Here is a 17,319-nt window from a genome sequence, read left to right as displayed (position 1 = left end):
AGCATTTTATGTGAAAGCCGCCGCGCCATGAGAAATCCGGGCCGAAAGCCCGCTCCAAAACGATCCACAGCATGAAAACTTATGTCATCGGCGACCTGCAGGGTTGCGCGCACGAAGCCCAGGTCCTGCTCGATCATATCGAACAGGATGCCCGGGGTGACGCACGCATCCTGTTCGTGGGCGACCTGATCAATCGCGGGCCCGATTCGCTGGGCGCCCTGCGCCGCACGAAAGCCCTGGCCGAGCGCAGCGGCGGGCAGGTCGAGGCCGTGCTCGGCAACCACGACCTGCACCTGCTGGCCGTGGCGGTCGGCGCGCAAGCGGTCAGCAAATCGGACACGCTGGACGAGATCCTGGCCGCGCCCGATCGCGACGAGCTGGTTGCGTGGCTGCGCCAGCGCCCGCTGGCCATGTTCGTGGACGGCCACCTGCTGGTGCACGCCGGCGTGGCGCCGCAGTGGAGCGCGCAGCAGACCATGGCGCTGGCCGGCGAAGTGCAGGCCGTGCTGCGCAGCGAGCGCTGGACCGGGTTCCTTGCGCAGATGTACGGCAACGAGCCGAACCGCTGGGACGACGCGCTCACCGGCCTGCCGCGCCTGCGCTGCATCGTCAACGCGCTCACGCGCGTGCGCCTGTGCCAACCGGACGGCACGATGGACTTCAAGCACAAGGAGAGCGATATCGGGCCGCCCGGGTCCAACCTGGTGCCGTGGTTCGAGGTCCCCGGCCGCAAGACGGCGGACGTGACCGTGGTGTTCGGACACTGGTCGGCGCTGGGGCTGGTGATGCGGCCGAACGTGATCGGCGTGGACAGCGGCTGCGTCTGGGGCGGCAAGCTCTCCGCCGTGTGCCTGGACAATCGCGCGCTGCTGCAGGTGGACTGCCCCGAATACCAGGAGCACGGCGGGAAAAAGAAAGCCGGCGCTTGATGTGCCGGCCGCCGGCTCAGGCGCGCAGCGGCGGGGCGTCGGACGCTGCCTCGGCCATGCGCGCGCCCAGCGAGCGCGAGATCGCCGTGCGCGCGGCTTGCGCCAGGTCGCGGCGGTGCTCGCCGACCGAACTGAGCGGCGCCAGGCAAGTGAGCCGCGCGCGCACGGGCGGCCCCGACAGGATCGAGAAGAAGCTGTTCACGAAGGTGGTCTCGCCAACGTAGTCAACCGACGTGTGGTGCGTGCCGCGCTCGTCCACGTACTCGAGCGCATACGGCTGCACCGCGACGCTGGCGTCGATCGCCGCCTCCAGCAGGTTGGCGTGGAACGGCAGGATCACGCCCTGGCGCGAGGTGGTCCCTTCCGGGAAGAAGGCGACGCGCTGGCCCTGCCGCAGCATGCCCACCAGGCCCTTGAAGATGTCGCGCAGGCCGCGCCGGTCGCCGCGCGCGATGAACACGGTGCCGGCGCGCCCGGCCAGCCAGCCAAGCAGCGGCCAGCCGCGGATCTCGGCCTTGGCCACGAAGCGGCACGGGTGCAGCGAGTTGATGACGAAGATGTCCAGCCACGAGACGTGGTTGGCGACGATCAGCGCGTGCGCCAGCGCCGGGGCGCCATGGCCCTGCTCCACCGAGACGCGGCACAGCGCCAGCAGCTGGAGCGACCAGCGCCGGGTCAGGCGTTCGCGCAGCCTTTGCCCCGCCCACGGGAATACGAAGGCGCAGGTGGCAAGGCCCGCTGCGAGATGGAGGGAGGCGCGCGCCAGGCGCCAGGCAAGCTGGATGTTCAAGTGTCGACGGTGATAATGCCCGCGCGGGTCCCATGCCGCGCGCTGCTCGGGGCCGATTGTACAGGCATATGCATGTGTCGCGGGAGGGGGCGCGCCGGAAGGGTTCCCGCCCGCGCGGGAACCCCGGCCGCATGACAGGCGTTAGCGCTGGTACGCGACCTGGCCGGCGACGATGGTCGCCTTCACCTGCCCCGACAGCTCGTAGCCCAGGAACGGCGTGTGCTTGCCCTGGCTGGCCAGTGCCGATGCCTTGACGGTCCAGCGGGCCTCGGGGTCGAACACGACGACGTCGGCGCTCGATCCGACCGACAGGTTCCCCGCCTGCAGCCCGGCCACGCGCGCGGCCTGGCTGGTGACCCTGGCGATCGCACGCGACAAGCTGTCCTTGCCCGCGCCTCGTTCGTCTTCAGCCCACTTGAGCATCAACGACAGCAGCAGTTCCAACCCGGTCGCGCCGGGCGACGCCTCGCCGAACGGCAGCAGCTTCTCGTCGTCGTCCACCGGGGTGTGGTCCGAGCAGACCGCATCCACGGTCCCGTCCAGCACCGCGGCGCGGATCGCATCGCGGTCGCGCTGGCTGCGCAGCGGCGGATCGATGCGCGCGTTGGAATCGAAGAAGCCGATGTCGGCGTCGGTCATGTGCAGGTGGTGGACGCCCACGTCGCAGGTGACCGGCAGCCCTTCCTTCTTGGCCGCGCGCACCAGCTCCAGCCCGGCGGCGGACGACAGGCGGCACAGGTGCACGCGCGCGCCGGTGGCGCGCACCAGCTCGAAGATCGTGTGCAGCGCGATGGTCTCGGCCATCACCGGCACGCCCGACAGGCCCAGGCGCGAGGCCAGCGGCCCGCTGTGGGCGACGCCGCCGCGGCCGATGTGCGCGTCCTGCGGGCGCAGCCACACGGTGTAGCCGAAGGTCTTCGCGTACTGCAGCGCGCGCAGCAGCACCGTGGTGTCCTGCACCGGCACCTCGGCCTGCGAGAAGCCGATGCAGCCGGCCTCGGTCAGCTCCGCCATTTCGGTCAGCGCCAGGCCCTTCAGGCCCACGGTGAGCGCGCCCAGCGGGTGCACGTGCGCCTGGTTCAGGTTGCGCGCGCGGTGCTTGAGCATTTCCACCAGGCCCGGCTCGTCGAGCACAGGGTCGGTGTCGGGCGGGCACACCAGCGTGGTCACGCCGCCCTGCATCGCCGCCTGCATCTCCGATTCCAGCGTGGCCTTGTACTCGTAGCCTGGCTCGCGCAGGCGCGCGGACAGGTCCACCAGGCCAGGGGCCACCACCAGGCCGGTCGCGTCGATGGTGCTGTCGGCGGCAAAACCCGCGGGCGCGCTGCCCACTGCCGCCACCTTCCCGTCCGCGATGAACAGGTCGGTTACTTTGTCGATGTTGTTCGCCGGGTCGACCAGGCGCCCGTTCTTGATATGTAGTTTCATCCGTGGGTTCCCGCCAAAATACTCATCACCGCCATGCGCACCGCAATGCCGAACGTCACCTGCGGCAGGATCACCGCCTGCGCGCCGTCCGCCACCGCCGAATCGATCTCGACGCCGCGGTTCATCGGGCCGGGGTGCATCACGATCGCGTCCGGCTTGGCCAGCGCCAGGCGCTCGGGCGTCAGGCCGTAGCTCTTGAAGTATTCCTGGGCCGACGGCAGCAGCGCGCCGGACATGCGCTCGTTCTGCAGGCGCAGCATGATGATCACGTCCACGCCCTTCAGGCCCTCGTCCATGTTCGAGTAGCAGCGCACGCCCATCTGTTCCAGCCCGCCCGGCAGCAGCGTGGCCGGGCCGATCGCGCGGATCTCGGGCACGCCCAGGGTGGTGAGCGCGTGGATGTCCGAGCGCGCCACGCGGCTGTGCAAGATATCGCCGACGATGGCCACCGTCAGGTTGGTGAAGTCCTTCTTGTAGTGGCGGATCGTGTACATGTCGAGCAGGCCCTGGGTCGGGTGCGCGTGGCGCCCGTCGCCGGCGTTGACGACGTGGATATCCTTCTGGCCGTGGTCGTTCAGGTGCTTGGCGATCAGGAACGGCGCGCCCGACTGCGCGTGGCGCACCACGAACATGTCCGCGTGCATGGCCGACAGGTTGTCGATGGTGTCGAGCAGCGACTCGCCCTTGGTGGTGGAAGAGGCCGCGATGTTCAGGTTGATCACGTCGGCCGACAGGCGCTTGGAGGCGATCTCGAAGGTGGTGCGGGTGCGCGTGGAGTTCTCGAAGAACAGGTTGAACACGCTCTTGCCGCGCATGAGCGGCACCTTCTTCACTTCGCGGTCCGAGATGGAGACGAAGCTCGACGCCGTGTCGAGGATGTGGTTGATGATCGGCTTGGGCAGCCCTTCGATGGTCAAAAGGTGCTGCAGCTCGCCGTTTTTATTCAGCTGGGGATTAAACATTGTCTTCTTCGATCGTGAGCGAGAGTTGGCCGTCGGCGTTCTTCAGCAGCGCCAGCGACTGGCCCGGCTTGAGCGTAACGCGCGCGCCGGCGAAATCGGCCGCCACCGGCAGCTCGCGCCCGCCGCGGTCCACCAGCGCCGCCAGCACGATGCGCTGCGGGCGGCCGTAGTCGAACAGCACATTGATCGCCGCGCGCGTGGTGCGCCCGGTGAACAGCACGTCGTCCACCAGCACGATGGTGGCGCCGTCCACGTTGAACGGGATGTGGGTCGGCTTCACGTCGGGGTGCAGACCCTTCTTCGCGTAGTCGTCCCGGTAGAACGAGACGTCGATAAAGCCCAGCCGTCCGTTCAGGTCGAGGTCGCGCGCGAGCCGTTCGGCCAGCCACGCGCCACCGGAATGGATGCCGACGATGGCGGCATCGCCGACGCCGGCAAGGCCGTCCCGCACCTGCCCGAGCAGGGTGCGGTACAGCGCTTCGGCGTCGAAGTCGTCACTAGTTTTGGACATGGTCGTCAAAGTATTGTTGCAAAATGATTGCGGCCGCCTTGGCGTCGATGATCTCGCCGCGCTTGGCGGGGATGACTGCCGACGAATAGCGCTCGTCCACGAGCGTGACGGGCAGGCTGAAGCGGCCATTGAGTTGGTTGGCAAAGCGGCGCGCGCGCAGCGTCATGTCGTGCTCGGCGCCGTCCGGATGACGCGGTTCGCCGACCACCAGGCGCGCCGGGCGCCATTGCTCGATCAGTTCGCCGATGGCCTTGAAACGGGTGGCGTTATCGACGGCCTTGATGACGGAAAGCGGTTGCGCCTGGCCCGTCAGGGTGTTCCCCATCGCGATGCCGATGCGCTTGATGCCAAAGTCGAAGCCCAGGACGATGTCAACCATTATTACGCATGGCCGGCCTCAGGTGCGAGCATCAGCGGGTCGATTCCCAGGAGTTTGATGGCGGCGTTGTAGCGCTCCTCGATCGGCAGGTCGAACAGCACGCGGGCGTCGGCGTTCACCGTCAGCCAGCCGTTCTTGGCGATTTCTTCCTCGAGCTGGCCGGGGCTCCAGCCGGCGTAGCCGATCGACACCAGCATGCGCTGCGGGCCATCGCCGTTGGCCACCGCCTCGAGCACGTCGATCGAGGTGGTGAATGCCACCTCGTCGGTCACGGCCAGCGAGGACGAGTAACGCCCGCCCGGCGAATGCAGCACGAAGCCGCGGTCGTCCTGGACCGGGCCGCCGAACATGATCGGCGCGCTGCTGACCGTGCTCTTGAGGCCCTCGGACAGCTTCAGGTCGATACGGTCGAACAGCACGTCCATGGTCATGTCGGTCGGCTTGTTGATCACCACCCCGAGCACGCCCTTGTCGTTGTGCTCGCACACATAGACCACGGTGCCGCCGAAAATCGGGTCCTGCATCGCGGGCATGGCAATGAGAAAATGGTTGGCCAGGTTCAGGCCCGACGCCGCGGTAGCCGAGGCCGCCTTGCCAAGCGTGTCGATCCGCTCCTGCGGCATCCCGGGCATGGGTAGAGTTGTGCCGACCTTGCTTTTCTTCATACGCTGACTTCCTATGGGCTCACTCTGACAGGCTACCGCTTATCCATCCTACAACGTTGGATTTTTCGATAGTTTACACTGAATCGGGCCGCCGGCCCCGCAAATGCCGTGCCGCGCGCAGCTAAGGCCCATCGTAGCCAGTAAAATGCCGGGTCGCATTGACCCCGCACATCAAATGATGCCTAAAAGCAAGTCCCTCGTCTGGTTCCGGCGCGACCTGCGCAGCTTCGACCATGCCGCCCTGCACCGTGCGCTGGCCGGTTCAAGCAGCGTGTATTGCGCCTTCGTGTTCGACACCGACATCCTCGCCGGCCTGCCGCGCGACGACCGGCGCGTGCACTTCATCCACGCCAGCCTGCGCGAACTGGATGCCGACCTGCGCCGGCTTGGCGGCACCCTGATCGTGCGCCACGGGCGCGCCGAGGAGGAGATCCCGCGCCTGGCCGCCGAGCTGGGGGTCCAGACCGTATTCGCCAACCACGACTACGAGCCTCACGCCATCGCCCGCGACGACCGGGTCGCGCGCACGCTGGCGGCGGACGGGCGCCTGCTTGCGACCTCCAAGGACCAGGTGGTGTTCGAACGCAGCGAAGTGCTGACCCTGGGCGGGCAGCCGTTCTCGGTCTTCACACCCTACAAGAACGCCTGGCTGCGCCAGCTGGCCGCCAATCCGGACGCGCTCGCGCCGTGGGAGATCGAGCCGCTGGCCGCGCGCCTTGCGCCCCCGTCCGCCGCAAGTGCCCTGCCCAGCCTGGCCGACATCGGGTTTGTCGAACCGGCGACGCCGGTCGGGCCGGCGGGCATGAGCGGGGCCACGCAGCTGTTCGAGCGCTTCCTCGACCGCATCGCCAGCTACGGCACGGCGCGCGACTTCCCCGCCGATGACGCGACCTCGCGCTTGTCGGTGCACCTGCGCTTTGGCACCACCTCGATCCGCCACCTGGCGCGCACCGCCCGGCAGATGGGCGCGCACGGGGCCGCCGGCGCCGAAGTATGGCTGTCGGAGCTCATCTGGCGCGAGTTCTACGCGATGATCCTGTACCACCACCCGCGCGTGGTGACGCAGTCGTTCAAGAGCGCGTTCGACGCCGTCGCCTGGGAACAGGGGCCTGCTGCCGACGATGCCTTTGCCGCCTGGTGCGAAGGGCGCACCGGCTACCCGCTGGTGGACGCGGCGATGGCCCAACTCAACCAGACCGGGTTCATGCACAACCGGCTGCGCATGCTCGCCGCCAGCTTCCTGACCAAGGACCTGGGCATCGACTGGCGGCGCGGCGAGCGCTACTTCGCGCTCAAGCTGAACGATTACGACCTGGCGTCGAACAACGGCGGCTGGCAGTGGGCCGCTTCGACCGGCTGCGATGCCCAGCCGTGGTTCCGCATCTTCAATCCGCTCACCCAGTCGCGCAAGTTCGACCCGGACGGCAACTTCATCCGGCGCTACCTGCCGCAACTGGCCGCGCTCGACGCGCGCGAGATCCATGCGCCGTCCCTGGCCGAGCCGATGCTGCTGCTGGCCAAGGGGGTGCAGATGGGACGCGATTATCCGTGGCCCATCGTCGAGCACGACAGCGCGCGCAAGCGCACGCTGGCGCGCTTCGAGGCGATCAAGGCAGGGGCTGGCGAAGCGTAAGGCCCGCGCGCACGTTTGCCGCCCATCCATGGCGCCAATTCGCACTACACTTGGCGCATACCGCGGAAAGGTTGCGCCCATGCGAGAGAGACCGATCGGAGAACGGCTGCACGAAGAACCGCCGGAGCGCGCACGTACGAAACTGGGCGTGGAGGCCAGGCGGCTGTGGCAGGTGATGACGCTCTACGAGCGCTTCGAGCAGCTGGTGGCGCTCGTGCTGAGCGGGCTGATCGCGGTCGTGATCATCGTCGCCCTGGTCGAGCTGGTGCGCGTGGTGACGCATATGCTGGCGACGGAAACGCTCGATGTGCTCGAGCCGGAGACCTTCCAGCTCGTGTTCGGCATGATCATGACCGTGCTGATCGCGCTCGAATTCAAGCACTCGATCGTCAAGGTGGCGCTGCGCAACGAGAGCATCATCCAGGTCAAGACCGTGATCCTGATCGCGCTCATCGCGCTGGCGCGCAAGTTCGTGGTGCTGGAGGAGCAGGCCAGCCCGGCCAAGGTGGCCGCCATGGCTGGCGCCCTGCTGGCGCTGGGACTGGTCTATTGGCTGGTACGGGAACGCGATGATTCCGCGGCGCGGCGCGGCATGGAGGCCGGAAGCGGCGGCCGGGCCGGCAGGCGCCCCCCCGGGCAGGCCCGGGAATGAGGTCAAGGCCGCGTCAGATCGCGGTCATTTCGAAGTCGTCCTTGCGTGCGCCGCACTCGGGACAGGTCCAGTTCATCGGCACGTCGGCCCAGCGCGTGCCGGGTGCAATGCCCTCCTCGGGCGCACCGGCCTGTTCGTCGTAGACCCAGCCGCAAATCATGCACATCCAGGTCTGGTAGGCCTGCGCGGTTGTTTCGTTACTACTCACGTTGTCGATCCTTCTATCTAGTAAAATGCGGTGAACCAGGTATCTTAATCTACCCGCCGTGCAAAACCAAACCACCCCACTCGTGCTCACCTTCGGCGTGTCCGATCCGGTCGGCGCGCTCGGCATACAGGCCGACCTGGCGGCGTGCGCGGCCCACGGCTGCCATGCGCTGACGGTCGCAACCAGCATCCTGATCGCCGATTCGGCTCGCGTCGAAGACGTGCAGGAAGTCGATCCCGACTGGGTCATGGACCAGGCCAGGGTGCTGCTGGAGGACATGCCGGTCGCCGCGTTCAAGGTTGGCGCCTTGAGCAGCGCGGAGCAGGCCTCGGCCATTGCCGAAATCGTCTCCGACTACACCGATGTCCCGCTGATCCTCGACCCGTTCCTGTCAAGCCTGCCCGACTCCGGGCTGCTCGACGAAGACATGGTCTCGGCGATCCGCCAGATCCTGGTGCCGCAAGCGTCGCTGCTGATGGTATCGCAGGTGGAGCTTGCGCGCATGGCCGAGACCTGGCGCGAGGGCGGCGAGGCCGCCGCGCTGGGCGAGAACGTGGCCGAGATCATCGCCAGCGGCTGCGAATACGTGCTGGTCACCAGCGCCAGCACTGCCGCCGGCGCCCCCTGCAACAAGCTGTTCGACCGCGACGGCCTGCTCGCCGAGCTCGAATGGCAGGCCTTGCCGGGCCCGTTCATCGGCGCCGGCTCCACGCTGTCGGCCGCGCTGGCCGCGCTGATGGCGCGCGGCCACGAGGCCGGGCCGGCCGCGCGGCTGGCGCAGGAATACACCACAGGCGCGCTGGCCCATGCCCAGCGCTTCGGCATGGGTAAACTCGTGCCCAACAAATTCTTCCGCGCCGAGCAGGCTGGCGCGGGCATGACACCCTCGACACATCAACCGGACCATGACAACTGAACACCAGACTTCGAAGAACGACATCCTGTTCGCCCGCGCCCAGCAGAGCACGCCCGGTGGCGTGAACTCCCCGGTGCGCGCCTTCCGCTCGGTCGGCGGCACCCCGCGCTTCATCACCAGGGCGGAAGGCCCGTACATCTGGGACGCCGACGGCAAGCGCTACATCGACTACGTCGGCTCGTGGGGTCCGGCCATCCTCGGCCACGCGCACCCGCAGGTGATCAAGGCGGTGCAGGACGCGGCCGCCAGCGGCCTGTCGTTCGGCGCGCCGACCGAAGCGGAGATCGAGATCGCCGAAGAGATCTGCCGGCTGGTGCCGTCGATCGAGCAGGTGCGCCTGGTCTCGTCCGGCACCGAAGCGACCATGAGCGCGCTGCGCCTGGCGCGTGGCGCCACCGGGCGCGACAAGATCGTCAAGTTCGAAGGCTGCTATCACGGTCACGCCGACTCGCTGCTGGTCAAGGCCGGCAGCGGCCTGCTCACCTTCGGCAACCCGACCTCGGCCGGCGTGCCGGAAGACTTCGTCAAGCACACCGTGGTCCTCGACTACAACAACGTGGCCCAGCTCGAGGACGCGTTCGAGTCGATGGGCGACACCATCGCCTGCGTGATCGTGGAGGCGGTGGCCGGCAACATGAACCTGATCCGCGGCACCCCCGAGTTCCTGCGCCGCATGCGCGAACTGTGCACCGAGTACGGCGCGATCCTGATTTTCGACGAGGTGATGTCGGGCTTTCGCGTGGGGCTGGGCGGCGCGCAGGCGCTGTACGGCATCACGCCCGACCTGACCTGCCTGGGCAAGGTGATCGGCGGCGGCATGCCGGTGGCGGCCTTTGGCGGCCGGGCCGACCTGATGCACAACATGGCGCCGATCGGCCCGGTGTACCAGGCCGGCACGCTGTCGGGCAACCCGGTGGCCGTGGCCGCCGGCATGACCACCCTGAAGCTGGTGCAGGAGCCGGGCTTCTACGAGAAGCTGACGGCGCAGGCCGACAAGCTGGTGATCGGGCTGACCAAGGCGGCGCAAGAGGCGGGCGTGGCGTTCTGTGCCGACTCGGTGGGCGGCATGTTCGGCATGTACTTCTCGGCGCACATCCCGTCCAGCTATGGCCAGATGATGGCCGGTGACAAGGCGCGCTTCAACAGCTTCTTCCACGGCATGCTGGAAGAAGGCGTGTATTTTGCCCCGGCCATGTTCGAAGCGGGCTTCGTCTCGGCCACGCACGACGATGCGGTGATCGGCGAGACCGTCGAAGCCGCGCGCCGCGTGTTCGCCCGCCTCGCCTGACGCACCGCTCACCTCGAACCCGTCGTCCCGGCGCAAGCCGGGACCCACGCTGAGCGAATACGCACGCGGCCCATGGGTCCCCGCCAAGGGGGGCGCCTGGCCCGGGGACGACGAAGCTCAGGTTGCGGATTTAATACGTTACCTGTCCGTTCGCGGCAAAAGGCCGTGCAAGCTCATCAATACGGTGCCATCATCCCAGCATATGAAGCGAGTGCGGGGAAACGACGATGGCAGCCATCACCGTCGGGCTGCTGCAGGCGGCCGACAGCACCAACAGCGCGGACTACTACGCCGCCATGCTCGACGCGCTCAACGCGTATGCGCTGGCCTACGAGGTCAACACGCGCAATCGCATCGCCCACTTCCTGTCCCAGATCGGCCATGAAAGCGCGTTTCGCAACGCGGTCGAAAACGGCAGCTATTCGGGCCCGCGCATGCGCCAGGTATTCGGCTGCAAGGGCGGCGCCGCCAGGTACGATGCGGCCAGCGACAACTGCGCGCTCGGCCCGGACGGCAAACCGGCCCAGTTGCGCCCCAAACTGTGGACCGACGAAGCGGCCTACGCCCACAATCCGCAAAACCTGCTCAGCTACGTGTACGCCCTGCGGCTCGGGAACGGCGACGAAAGCTCGGGCGACGGTTACCGCTACCGCGGGCGCGGCCTGATCCAGCTGACCGGCAAGGACAACTACCATGCCTTCACCGCCTGCCACAACCAGCGCCAGCCGCAAGACCCGCGCGACTTCGTGGCCACCCCGGATTTGCTCGGCTCCGATCTCGGCTACGGCATCGAGTCGGCGTTCTACTTCTGGCAGGCGAACGACATCAACGCGGTGGCCGACGGTGGCGACGTAGCGGCGGTCACGCAAAAGGTCAATGGCGGCCTCAATGGCCTGGACGACCGGAGGGCACGCTATGAAAGGATCTGCAATGCGATGGAATAGACCAGTGCTTGCGCTCCTGCTGGCGGTAAACCTGGCGCCGCAGGCCAACGCGCAGTTGTGCACGCCGGACGAGGCGGTGGTGTTCTCGTGCCAGGTGGGCGCAAAGACCGTGTCACTGTGCCGCCCGCAGGGCGTGCGCGGCCAGCTCGCGTACCGGTTCGGTGGCCGCGATGGTGTCGAGATGTCCTTCCCGCGCGCAGGCACGCGCGCGGCCGGAGCGGGTCGGTTCGGGCTGGCCACCACGCCCCTGTTCGGCGGCGGCGTCACGCGCGTGGTCTTCGACCGGGGCGGGTACCGCTACGAGGTGTACAGCAAGTCCGCCCGTGCCGACGATGCCGAGCGCACGCCGTACGTCGAAGATGGCGTGATCGTGAGGCGCGGCGGGAAGACGATGTGGCACCTGGTCTGCGAGGACGGCGGCGCCGGCTTTCGCGAGGAGCTGGGCTGGCTGCCGCGGGCCGCCGACACGGCACCTTGAACGCGCAGGCGCACGGCCCGGTAGGCAGCCCCTGATCGGCCATGCTACACTTCGCCCCGACCATGAACAGTCCCCATCCATTCGATCCATCCCTGGCGCGCTGACCGTCGTCTGGCCGCGCCCGGTCGTACTTGCGCAGGCCATCCATGAAGTACTCGTTCCGCCGCCTCACCGACAACGCGACACTCAAAGCACTCGGCCCCGGGCTGATCACCGGCGCCGCCGACGACGACCCATCCGGCATCGCGACCTACTCGCAGGCCGGCGCGCAATTCGGCTTCAATACGCTCTGGACCCTGGTGCTGACCTACCCGTTCATGGTCGGCATCCAGCTGGTCTCGGCACGTATCGGCCGCGTCACCGGGCGCGGCCTGGCGGCCAACATCCGCCGCGCATACTCGCCCTGGCTGCTGTACGTGATCGTGCTGCTGCTCCTGATCGCCAACGTGATCAACATCGCCGCCGACATCGCCGCCATGGGCGAAGCGATGCGGCTCGTGACCGGGGTGGGCAGCGCGCACCTGTACGCGCTCGGCTTCGGCCTGGTCTGCCTGGGACTGCAGGTGTTCCTCCCCTACGGCACCTACGTGCGCTACCTGAAGTGGCTCACGCTCGGCCTGCTCGCCTACGTCGCCACCGCCTTTGCCGTGAACATGCCGTGGACCGAGGTGCTGGCGCGCACGGTCTGGCCGCACTTCACGTTCAACAAGGATTCGGTGGGACTGATCGTGGCGGTGTTCGGCACCACCATCAGCCCCTACCTGTTCTTCTGGCAGGCGTCGCAGGAAGTCGAGGAGCTCCGCGCCGACCGCGCCGCGCGCGCACTGCGCATCGGCGCCAAGGACGCCGGCGCCCAGCTGAACCGCATCAAGACCGACACGCTGTTCGGCATGGGTTTTTCCAACCTGGTTGCCTACTTCATCATGCTGACCACCGCCGTGACCCTCGGTGCGCACGGCATCACCAACATCCAGACCTCGGCCCAGGCCGCGGAGGCGCTGCGGCCGGTTGCGGGCGAGTTCGCGTTCCTGCTGTTCGCGCTCGGGATCATCGGCACGGGCCTGTTGGCGGTGCCGGTGCTGGCCGGTTCGGCGGCCTACGCGGTCACCGAGAGCTTCCGCTGGCGTAATGGGCTCGACCTGAAGGTGGTCGAGGCGCGCGAGTTCTACGCCATCATCGCGCTGGCCACGATCGGCGGCATCCTGCTCGATTTCGCGCCGGTGGACCCGATCAAGGCGCTGGTGCTGTCGGCCCAGATCAACGGCGTGATCGCGGTGCCGATCATGACGGTGATGATGATGCTGGCCCATAACAACAAGATCATGGGCCAGTTCACCCTGTCCACGCGCCACACCGTCATCGGCTGGTTCGGCGTGGCGGTCATGCTGGTGGCCGTGGTGGCGATGTTCATGACGATGTGAGCCGAGGCGGCGCGGGCTGCGCTGCGATCTCACCGGATCAGTTCCCGCGCACGCAATTGCAACTTGAGTAGTATCATTCACTCAACAATTGTCATTACCAGACCATGGCCCCTGCCCCGTCCCCGATCCTCGATGCCGAACTGGCCGCCTTCATGCAGCAGCCGGGGATCTCGTTTACGGTCGGCTCGTGCGGGGCGGACAAGCGCCCCAGCGTGGTGCGCGCGCTCGGGTGCAAGGTATCGGACGACCTCACCGAGGTGACGGTCCTGCTGTCCAGGGTGCAGGGAGCGCCGCTGCTGGCGCATGTGGCCGAAACCGGCCGCATCGCCGCCGTGTTCACCTGGCCGGCCACCCACCGCGCGCTGCAGCTCAAGGGCCGCGACGCGCGCCAGGAACCGGCCAGCACGGACGACGTGGCGCTTGCCGGACGCTTTCGCGACGGCTTCGTGGCCCACCTGGGCGCGCTCGGCTATTCGCAGGCGCTGATCCGCACCGTGCTGGCCTGCCCGGACGGAGACATCGTCGCCTTGCGCTTCACGCCGCTGGAGGCGTACTCGCAAACACCCGGCCCCAACGCCGGCCAGGCACTGCAGGTGGCCCGATGAAGGTCGACGCGATCCGTGCCTGCTTCGAAGGCGTCATCCCGGCCACCATGACCACGGTGAGCCTGGACGGCACGCCCAACGTGGCCTACCTGTCGCAGGTGCAGTTCGTGGACAGCGACCACATCGCGCTGTCCTGGCAGTTCTTCAACAAGACGCGCGCCAACCTGCTGGCCAACCCGCACGCCATGCTGGTCGTGATCGACGCGGTGACCGCCGCGCAGTACCGCCTCACGCTCGAATTCCTGCGCACCGAAACCTGCGGCCCGCTGTTCGAGAGCATGAAGGCCAAGATCGCGGGTGTCGCCTCGCACGTGGGCATGAGCGGGGTGTTCAAACTGCTGGGCGCCGACGTGTTCCGCGTGCACGCGCTCGAGCAGGTGCCGGGTCAGGTGCTGCCGCAGCCGCCGCATCGCAACCTGCTCGCGGCGCTGCGCCGCACCAGCGAGCGCATCGGCCTGGACACCGACCTGGAATCGCTGCTGGTGGACACCCTGGACTGCCTCGAGCGCGAGTTCGGCATCGGGCACTCGATGGCGCTGCTGTACGACCAGGCCGGGCAGCGCCTGTACACCGTGGCCAGCCGCGGCTACGAGGAGTCGGGCGTGGGCTCGGAGATCCCGCTGGGCGACGGCGTGATCGGCGTGGCCGCGCGCGAGCGCACGCCGATCCGCATCGGCCACATGAGCGCCGAATACGCCTACAACCGCGCAATCCGCGACAACGCGCTGGGTGGCGGCATGCACGCGCTGGAAACCGCGATCCCGCTGCCGGGCCTGCCCGAGTCGCGCAGCCAGCTGGCGGTGCCGATGCTCGCGAATCAGCGCCTGATCGGCGTGCTGTACGTGGAAAGCCCGCAGGACCTGCGCTTCACCTACGACGACGAGGACGCGCTGGTGGCGCTGGCCAACCAGCTGGCGATGGCGATCCACACGCTGCAAGCGACCGACGCGGCGGACGATGCGCCGCGCGCCGGCCACAACGGGGATTGCCCCGGCGGCGGCGAGCCGCTGCTGGTGCGCCACTACCCGGAGAACGACAGCATCTTCCTTGGCGACGACTACCTGATCAAGGGCGTGGCCGGGTCGATCTTCGCGGTGCTGGTGCGCGACGCGCTGGAACTGGGACGCACCGAGTTTTCCAACCGCGAGCTGCGGCTCGACCCGCGCATCCGCCTGCCCGACCTGTCGGACAACCTGGAAGCGCGCCTGCTGCTGCTGGCGCGGCGCCTGGCCGAGCGCAATACCGGCATACATATAGAAAAGACCGGACGCGGGCGGTTTCGGTTGTGCTCGACGCGGCCGCTGAAGCTGGCTTCTTAAAACTTCGCTCAGCAAACCCTAAAAAAACCTTAAGCGAACAATCGGTGAGATTTCGGGGAACGTGCGTCCCTAGAATGCGTGCCTTTCCCAACCCGATCACGCTTTCAAGGAGCAAACCATGCAAACCAGCGCGCACACCGCATCGGCGATCCCGATGCCGCACACCACCACCCAACCGGCAGCCGCCCAGTTCTCGCTCGCCGGCGTCATCTGGCTGAAACTGGCGATCCTGTACCTGGTGCTTGGCGTCGTCATGGGCATTGCCATGGGCGCCAGCCGCAACTTCACGCTGATGCCGGTGCACGCCCACGTCAACCTGCTGGGCTGGGCCACGATGGCGCTGGCCGGGCTGGTGTACACCGTGTTCCCGGCCGCAGGCGGCAGCCGCCTGGCCAAGGTTCACTTCTGGCTGGCCAACATCTCGATGCCGGTGATGGTGGTTGCGCTCAGCATGGTCCTGCTGGGCAACCACGCGGTCGAGCCGGTGCTGGCGCTGTCGGAGATTCTGGCAGCGGCCGGCGTGGCGGCGTTCGCGGCCAACCTGTTCCTGAACCTCGGCCGCTCGTGATTTTGTAGGGTGGGCGGGTTTCCCGCCCACGCGGTCAGTCCACGCATGCGCCGTTTGAACGCGTGGGCAGGAAACCTGCCCACCCTACCCAGCTGATTTTCGTAGGCTGGGCTCCCGAGCCCGCGCGGTTCGGCGTTTGCCGCTAGCTGTCGTAGGGTGGACGCTTACTTGAGCCAGCCGCGCTTCCTGAAGTACCAGAACGGCGCGATCGCACTGGCGATCATCAGCGCCCAGGCCCACGGGTAACCGTAGGCCCACTCCAGTTCCGGCAGGTTCTTGAAGTTCATGCCGTACACGCTGGCGATCAGGGTCGGCGGCAGGAACGCGACCGACGCCACCGAGAAGATCTTGATGATCTTGTTCTGGTTGATGTTGATGAAGCCGACGGTGGCGTCCATCAGGAAGTTGATCTTGTCGAACAGGAAGGACGTGTGGCCGTCCAGTGACTCGATGTCGCGCAGGATCTGGCGCGCTTCCTCGAACTGATCCGAATTCAGCAGCCGCCCGCGCATCAGGAAGCTGACCGCGCGGCGGGTGTCCATCATGTTGCGGCGGATCCGGCCGTTCAGGTCTTCCTCCTGCGCGATCGCGTTCAGCGCGGCGGCCGCGTCCTGGTCGGTGAATTCCTTCTGCAGCACGCGCTGGCTCACCTGCTCCAGGCTTTCGTAGATGCCTTCGAGCGCGTCGGCCGAGTACTCGGCGTCGGTCGCGTACAGGTCGAGCAGCACGTCCATGTAGTCCTCGATCGACCCCGGGCGCGAGCGCGCGCGCAGGCGCACCAGGCGAAACACCGGCAGGTCGTCGGTATGCACCGAGAACAGCATCTTGCGCGCCAGGATGAAAGCCACCGTGACCACGCGCGACGGGCCGTCGTCCTCCTCGAGCAAGAAGTCGGTGCGCAGGTGCAGGTCGCCGTTCTCGGCCTCGTAGTAGCGCGCCGACGCCTCGATGTCCGAGACTTCGTCCTCGCCCGGCAGGATCACGCCGTAAATGGTCTTGACCCAGGCACGTTCGTCGTCGGTCGGGTCGGTCAGGTCGACCCACACCGGCGCGACGTTCTCGAGGTCCTCGCGCGAAGCGATCGGAACCTGGTTCAGTCGGCCATTTTGGAGGACAAATACATTGATCATGCGCGCTTTTCTCGGCCGGTTGCGAAACAGCGCAAGTGTATACGTAAGCCTTGAGGCCGGCCACCCCGAAACAACATTTTCGCCGTCAACGGAGCTGTTTTTCGATCATTCTGTCGATCGCCGGGGTAGAGGTCGGCTCGCCCTTCTCGGGCCCGACAGGCGGCTTGGGCGCCTCGATGCCGTGGCTGTCGTGGATCTCGATGGTCCGGCTGCTCTTGTTATCGTCCTTGCAATCGGTGTTGGACACCACCGTCTTGCCGTCGATCACGCACTTGCGCAGCGCCACCGGCTGCGCGGTGGCCCCGCGCGCCGCATCCAGCACCTGCGCCGGCGCACTGCCGGCCACCTTGGCCCACGCCTCGGCGAACAGGTTGCGCTCGTAGCGCATCGAGAACAGCGCCGCCATCGCCGCCAGTGCCAACAGGCCCGACACGATGACAACTGCTACCAAACTAAGGCCGCGCTGACGGTCGGGCATGCTGTTCTCCTGGTC

General features: G+C 67.5%; 20 protein-coding genes. 11 read left to right on the top strand and 9 right to left on the bottom strand.

The genetic code is table 11. The features are described 5' to 3' along the window. The first annotated feature begins 71 nt into the window (after positions 1 to 71). Complete coding sequence (locus tag NX773_RS00330) at positions 72 to 929, top strand: symmetrical bis(5'-nucleosyl)-tetraphosphatase (protein ID WP_258854417.1); 858 nt, start codon at positions 72 to 74, stop codon at positions 927 to 929. A gap of 16 nt (positions 930 to 945) precedes the next feature. Here NX773_RS00330 and NX773_RS00325 read toward each other — a convergent pair whose 3' ends face one another. From NX773_RS00325 to NX773_RS00300, 6 genes are all read right to left on the bottom strand, one after another. Beyond that, a complete protein-coding gene (locus NX773_RS00325) occupies positions 946 to 1,719 on the bottom strand; it encodes a lysophospholipid acyltransferase family protein (protein ID WP_258854416.1) in 774 nt (257 codons plus the stop codon). A gap of 141 nt (positions 1,720 to 1,860) precedes the next feature. Beyond that, entirely contained in the window at positions 1,861 to 3,147 is a 1,287-nt protein-coding gene (locus NX773_RS00320; RefSeq protein WP_258854415.1) for a dihydroorotase, read from the bottom strand. After that, entirely contained in the window at positions 3,144 to 4,109 is a 966-nt protein-coding gene (locus NX773_RS00315) for an aspartate carbamoyltransferase catalytic subunit (RefSeq protein WP_258854414.1), read from the bottom strand. Before NX773_RS00315 ends, NX773_RS00320 begins: the two co-directional genes overlap by 4 nt. Next, the gene (pyrR, locus tag NX773_RS00310) at positions 4,102 to 4,620 is read right to left on the bottom strand and encodes a bifunctional pyr operon transcriptional regulator/uracil phosphoribosyltransferase PyrR (RefSeq protein WP_258854413.1); all 519 of its coding nucleotides are present in this window, start codon (positions 4,618 to 4,620) and stop codon (positions 4,102 to 4,104) included. Before pyrR ends, NX773_RS00315 begins: the two co-directional genes overlap by 8 nt. Continuing rightward, a complete protein-coding gene (gene ruvX / locus NX773_RS00305) occupies positions 4,607 to 4,999 on the bottom strand; it encodes a Holliday junction resolvase RuvX (protein ID WP_258854412.1) in 393 nt (130 codons plus the stop codon). The genes pyrR and ruvX overlap by 14 nt, the downstream gene beginning before the upstream one ends. A 2-nt stretch (positions 5,000 to 5,001) precedes the next feature. Further along, on the bottom strand, positions 5,002 to 5,664 hold the full coding sequence (locus NX773_RS00300) for a YqgE/AlgH family protein (RefSeq protein ID WP_258854411.1): 663 nt from the start codon (positions 5,662 to 5,664) through the stop codon (positions 5,002 to 5,004). A 178-nt stretch (positions 5,665 to 5,842) separates the two neighbouring features. On the opposite strand from NX773_RS00300, the gene NX773_RS00295 reads away from it, so the two are divergent. After that, a complete protein-coding gene (locus tag NX773_RS00295; RefSeq protein WP_258855814.1) occupies positions 5,843 to 7,297 on the top strand; it encodes a cryptochrome/photolyase family protein in 1,455 nt (484 codons plus the stop codon). 175 nt (positions 7,298 to 7,472) lie between these two features. After that, complete coding sequence (locus NX773_RS00290; protein ID WP_258855813.1) at positions 7,473 to 7,949, top strand: phosphate-starvation-inducible PsiE family protein; 477 nt, start codon at positions 7,473 to 7,475, stop codon at positions 7,947 to 7,949. A gap of 13 nt (positions 7,950 to 7,962) precedes the next feature. On the opposite strand, the gene NX773_RS00285 is transcribed toward NX773_RS00290, so the two are convergent. Further along, positions 7,963 to 8,115 carry a rubredoxin gene (locus NX773_RS00285; protein ID WP_258855812.1) on the bottom strand — a complete coding sequence of 51 codons (153 nt, stop codon included), beginning with the start codon at positions 8,113 to 8,115 and terminating at the stop codon, positions 7,963 to 7,965. Between the two features lie 100 nt (positions 8,116 to 8,215). Here NX773_RS00285 and thiD point away from each other — a divergent pair, with 100 nt between their 5' ends. The 8 genes from thiD (at position 8,216) to NX773_RS00245 (ending at position 15,696) form a co-directional block, all read left to right on the top strand. Continuing rightward, positions 8,216 to 9,073: a bifunctional hydroxymethylpyrimidine kinase/phosphomethylpyrimidine kinase gene (gene thiD, locus NX773_RS00280; RefSeq protein WP_258854410.1), complete on the top strand. Its 858-nt coding sequence runs from the start codon at positions 8,216 to 8,218 to the stop codon at positions 9,071 to 9,073. After that, positions 9,063 to 10,361, top strand: coding sequence for a glutamate-1-semialdehyde 2,1-aminomutase (hemL, locus tag NX773_RS00275; RefSeq protein ID WP_258854409.1), 1,299 nt, complete (start codon positions 9,063 to 9,065; stop codon positions 10,359 to 10,361). Before thiD ends, hemL begins: the two co-directional genes overlap by 11 nt. Positions 10,362 to 10,588: 227 nt before the next feature. Continuing rightward, positions 10,589 to 11,305: a glycoside hydrolase family 19 protein gene (locus NX773_RS00270; RefSeq protein ID WP_258854408.1), complete on the top strand. Its 717-nt coding sequence runs from the start codon at positions 10,589 to 10,591 to the stop codon at positions 11,303 to 11,305. 4 nt (positions 11,306 to 11,309) lie between these two features. Further along, positions 11,310 to 11,783 carry a hypothetical protein gene (locus NX773_RS00265; RefSeq protein ID WP_258854407.1) on the top strand — a complete coding sequence of 158 codons (474 nt, stop codon included), beginning with the start codon at positions 11,310 to 11,312 and terminating at the stop codon, positions 11,781 to 11,783. Between the two features lie 146 nt (positions 11,784 to 11,929). After that, positions 11,930 to 13,204, top strand: a complete 1,275-nt coding sequence (locus tag NX773_RS00260; RefSeq protein ID WP_258854406.1) for an NRAMP family divalent metal transporter — start codon at positions 11,930 to 11,932, stop codon at positions 13,202 to 13,204. 104 nt (positions 13,205 to 13,308) lie between these two features. After that, complete coding sequence (locus NX773_RS00255; RefSeq protein ID WP_258854405.1) at positions 13,309 to 13,809, top strand: pyridoxamine 5'-phosphate oxidase family protein; 501 nt, start codon at positions 13,309 to 13,311, stop codon at positions 13,807 to 13,809. Beyond that, the gene (locus NX773_RS00250) at positions 13,806 to 15,128 is read left to right on the top strand and encodes a GAF domain-containing protein (RefSeq protein WP_258854404.1); all 1,323 of its coding nucleotides are present in this window, start codon (positions 13,806 to 13,808) and stop codon (positions 15,126 to 15,128) included. The genes NX773_RS00255 and NX773_RS00250 overlap by 4 nt, the downstream gene beginning before the upstream one ends. Positions 15,129 to 15,246: 118 nt before the next feature. Then, positions 15,247 to 15,696, top strand: a complete 450-nt coding sequence (locus NX773_RS00245) for a cbb3-type cytochrome c oxidase subunit I (RefSeq protein WP_258854403.1) — start codon at positions 15,247 to 15,249, stop codon at positions 15,694 to 15,696. A gap of 164 nt (positions 15,697 to 15,860) precedes the next feature. Here the strand turns inward: NX773_RS00245 and corA are convergent, their stop codons facing one another. Next, on the bottom strand, positions 15,861 to 16,826 hold the full coding sequence (corA, locus tag NX773_RS00240; protein WP_258854402.1) for a magnesium/cobalt transporter CorA: 966 nt from the start codon (positions 16,824 to 16,826) through the stop codon (positions 15,861 to 15,863). A gap of 85 nt (positions 16,827 to 16,911) precedes the next feature. Continuing rightward, a complete protein-coding gene (locus NX773_RS00235; protein WP_258854401.1) occupies positions 16,912 to 17,304 on the bottom strand; it encodes a DUF4124 domain-containing protein in 393 nt (130 codons plus the stop codon). Positions 17,305 to 17,319 lie beyond the last annotated feature (15 nt).

Source organism: Massilia solisilvae (genome assembly GCF_024753215.1).
In the GTDB taxonomy this organism is placed as follows: Bacteria; Pseudomonadota; Gammaproteobacteria; order Burkholderiales; family Burkholderiaceae_D; genus Telluria; species Telluria solisilvae.
This window is presented reverse-complemented; position numbering and strand designations above follow the sequence as displayed.

Coding starts and splice junctions, on each gene's coding strand:
- NX773_RS00330 (WP_258854417.1), top strand. CDS start 72: ATGAAAACTTATGTCATCGGCGACCTGCAGGGTTGCGCGCACGAAGCC.
- NX773_RS00320 (WP_258854415.1), bottom strand. CDS start 3,147: ATGAAACTACATATCAAGAACGGGCGCCTGGTCGACCCGGCGAACAAC.
- NX773_RS00315 (WP_258854414.1), bottom strand. CDS start 4,109: ATGTTTAATCCCCAGCTGAATAAAAACGGCGAGCTGCAGCACCTTTTG.
- pyrR (WP_258854413.1), bottom strand. CDS start 4,620: ATGTCCAAAACTAGTGACGACTTCGACGCCGAAGCGCTGTACCGCACC.
- ruvX (WP_258854412.1), bottom strand. CDS start 4,999: ATGGTTGACATCGTCCTGGGCTTCGACTTTGGCATCAAGCGCATCGGC.
- NX773_RS00300 (WP_258854411.1), bottom strand. CDS start 5,664: ATGAAGAAAAGCAAGGTCGGCACAACTCTACCCATGCCCGGGATGCCG.
- NX773_RS00295 (WP_258855814.1), top strand. CDS start 5,843: ATGCCTAAAAGCAAGTCCCTCGTCTGGTTCCGGCGCGACCTGCGCAGC.
- NX773_RS00290 (WP_258855813.1), top strand. CDS start 7,473: ATGACGCTCTACGAGCGCTTCGAGCAGCTGGTGGCGCTCGTGCTGAGC.
- NX773_RS00285 (WP_258855812.1), bottom strand. CDS start 8,115: ATGTGCATGATTTGCGGCTGGGTCTACGACGAACAGGCCGGTGCGCCC.
- hemL (WP_258854409.1), top strand. CDS start 9,063: ATGACAACTGAACACCAGACTTCGAAGAACGACATCCTGTTCGCCCGC.
- NX773_RS00270 (WP_258854408.1), top strand. CDS start 10,589: ATGGCAGCCATCACCGTCGGGCTGCTGCAGGCGGCCGACAGCACCAAC.
- NX773_RS00260 (WP_258854406.1), top strand. CDS start 11,930: ATGAAGTACTCGTTCCGCCGCCTCACCGACAACGCGACACTCAAAGCA.
- NX773_RS00255 (WP_258854405.1), top strand. CDS start 13,309: ATGGCCCCTGCCCCGTCCCCGATCCTCGATGCCGAACTGGCCGCCTTC.
- NX773_RS00250 (WP_258854404.1), top strand. CDS start 13,806: ATGAAGGTCGACGCGATCCGTGCCTGCTTCGAAGGCGTCATCCCGGCC.
- NX773_RS00245 (WP_258854403.1), top strand. CDS start 15,247: ATGCAAACCAGCGCGCACACCGCATCGGCGATCCCGATGCCGCACACC.
- corA (WP_258854402.1), bottom strand. CDS start 16,826: ATGATCAATGTATTTGTCCTCCAAAATGGCCGACTGAACCAGGTTCCG.
- NX773_RS00235 (WP_258854401.1), bottom strand. CDS start 17,304: ATGCCCGACCGTCAGCGCGGCCTTAGTTTGGTAGCAGTTGTCATCGTG.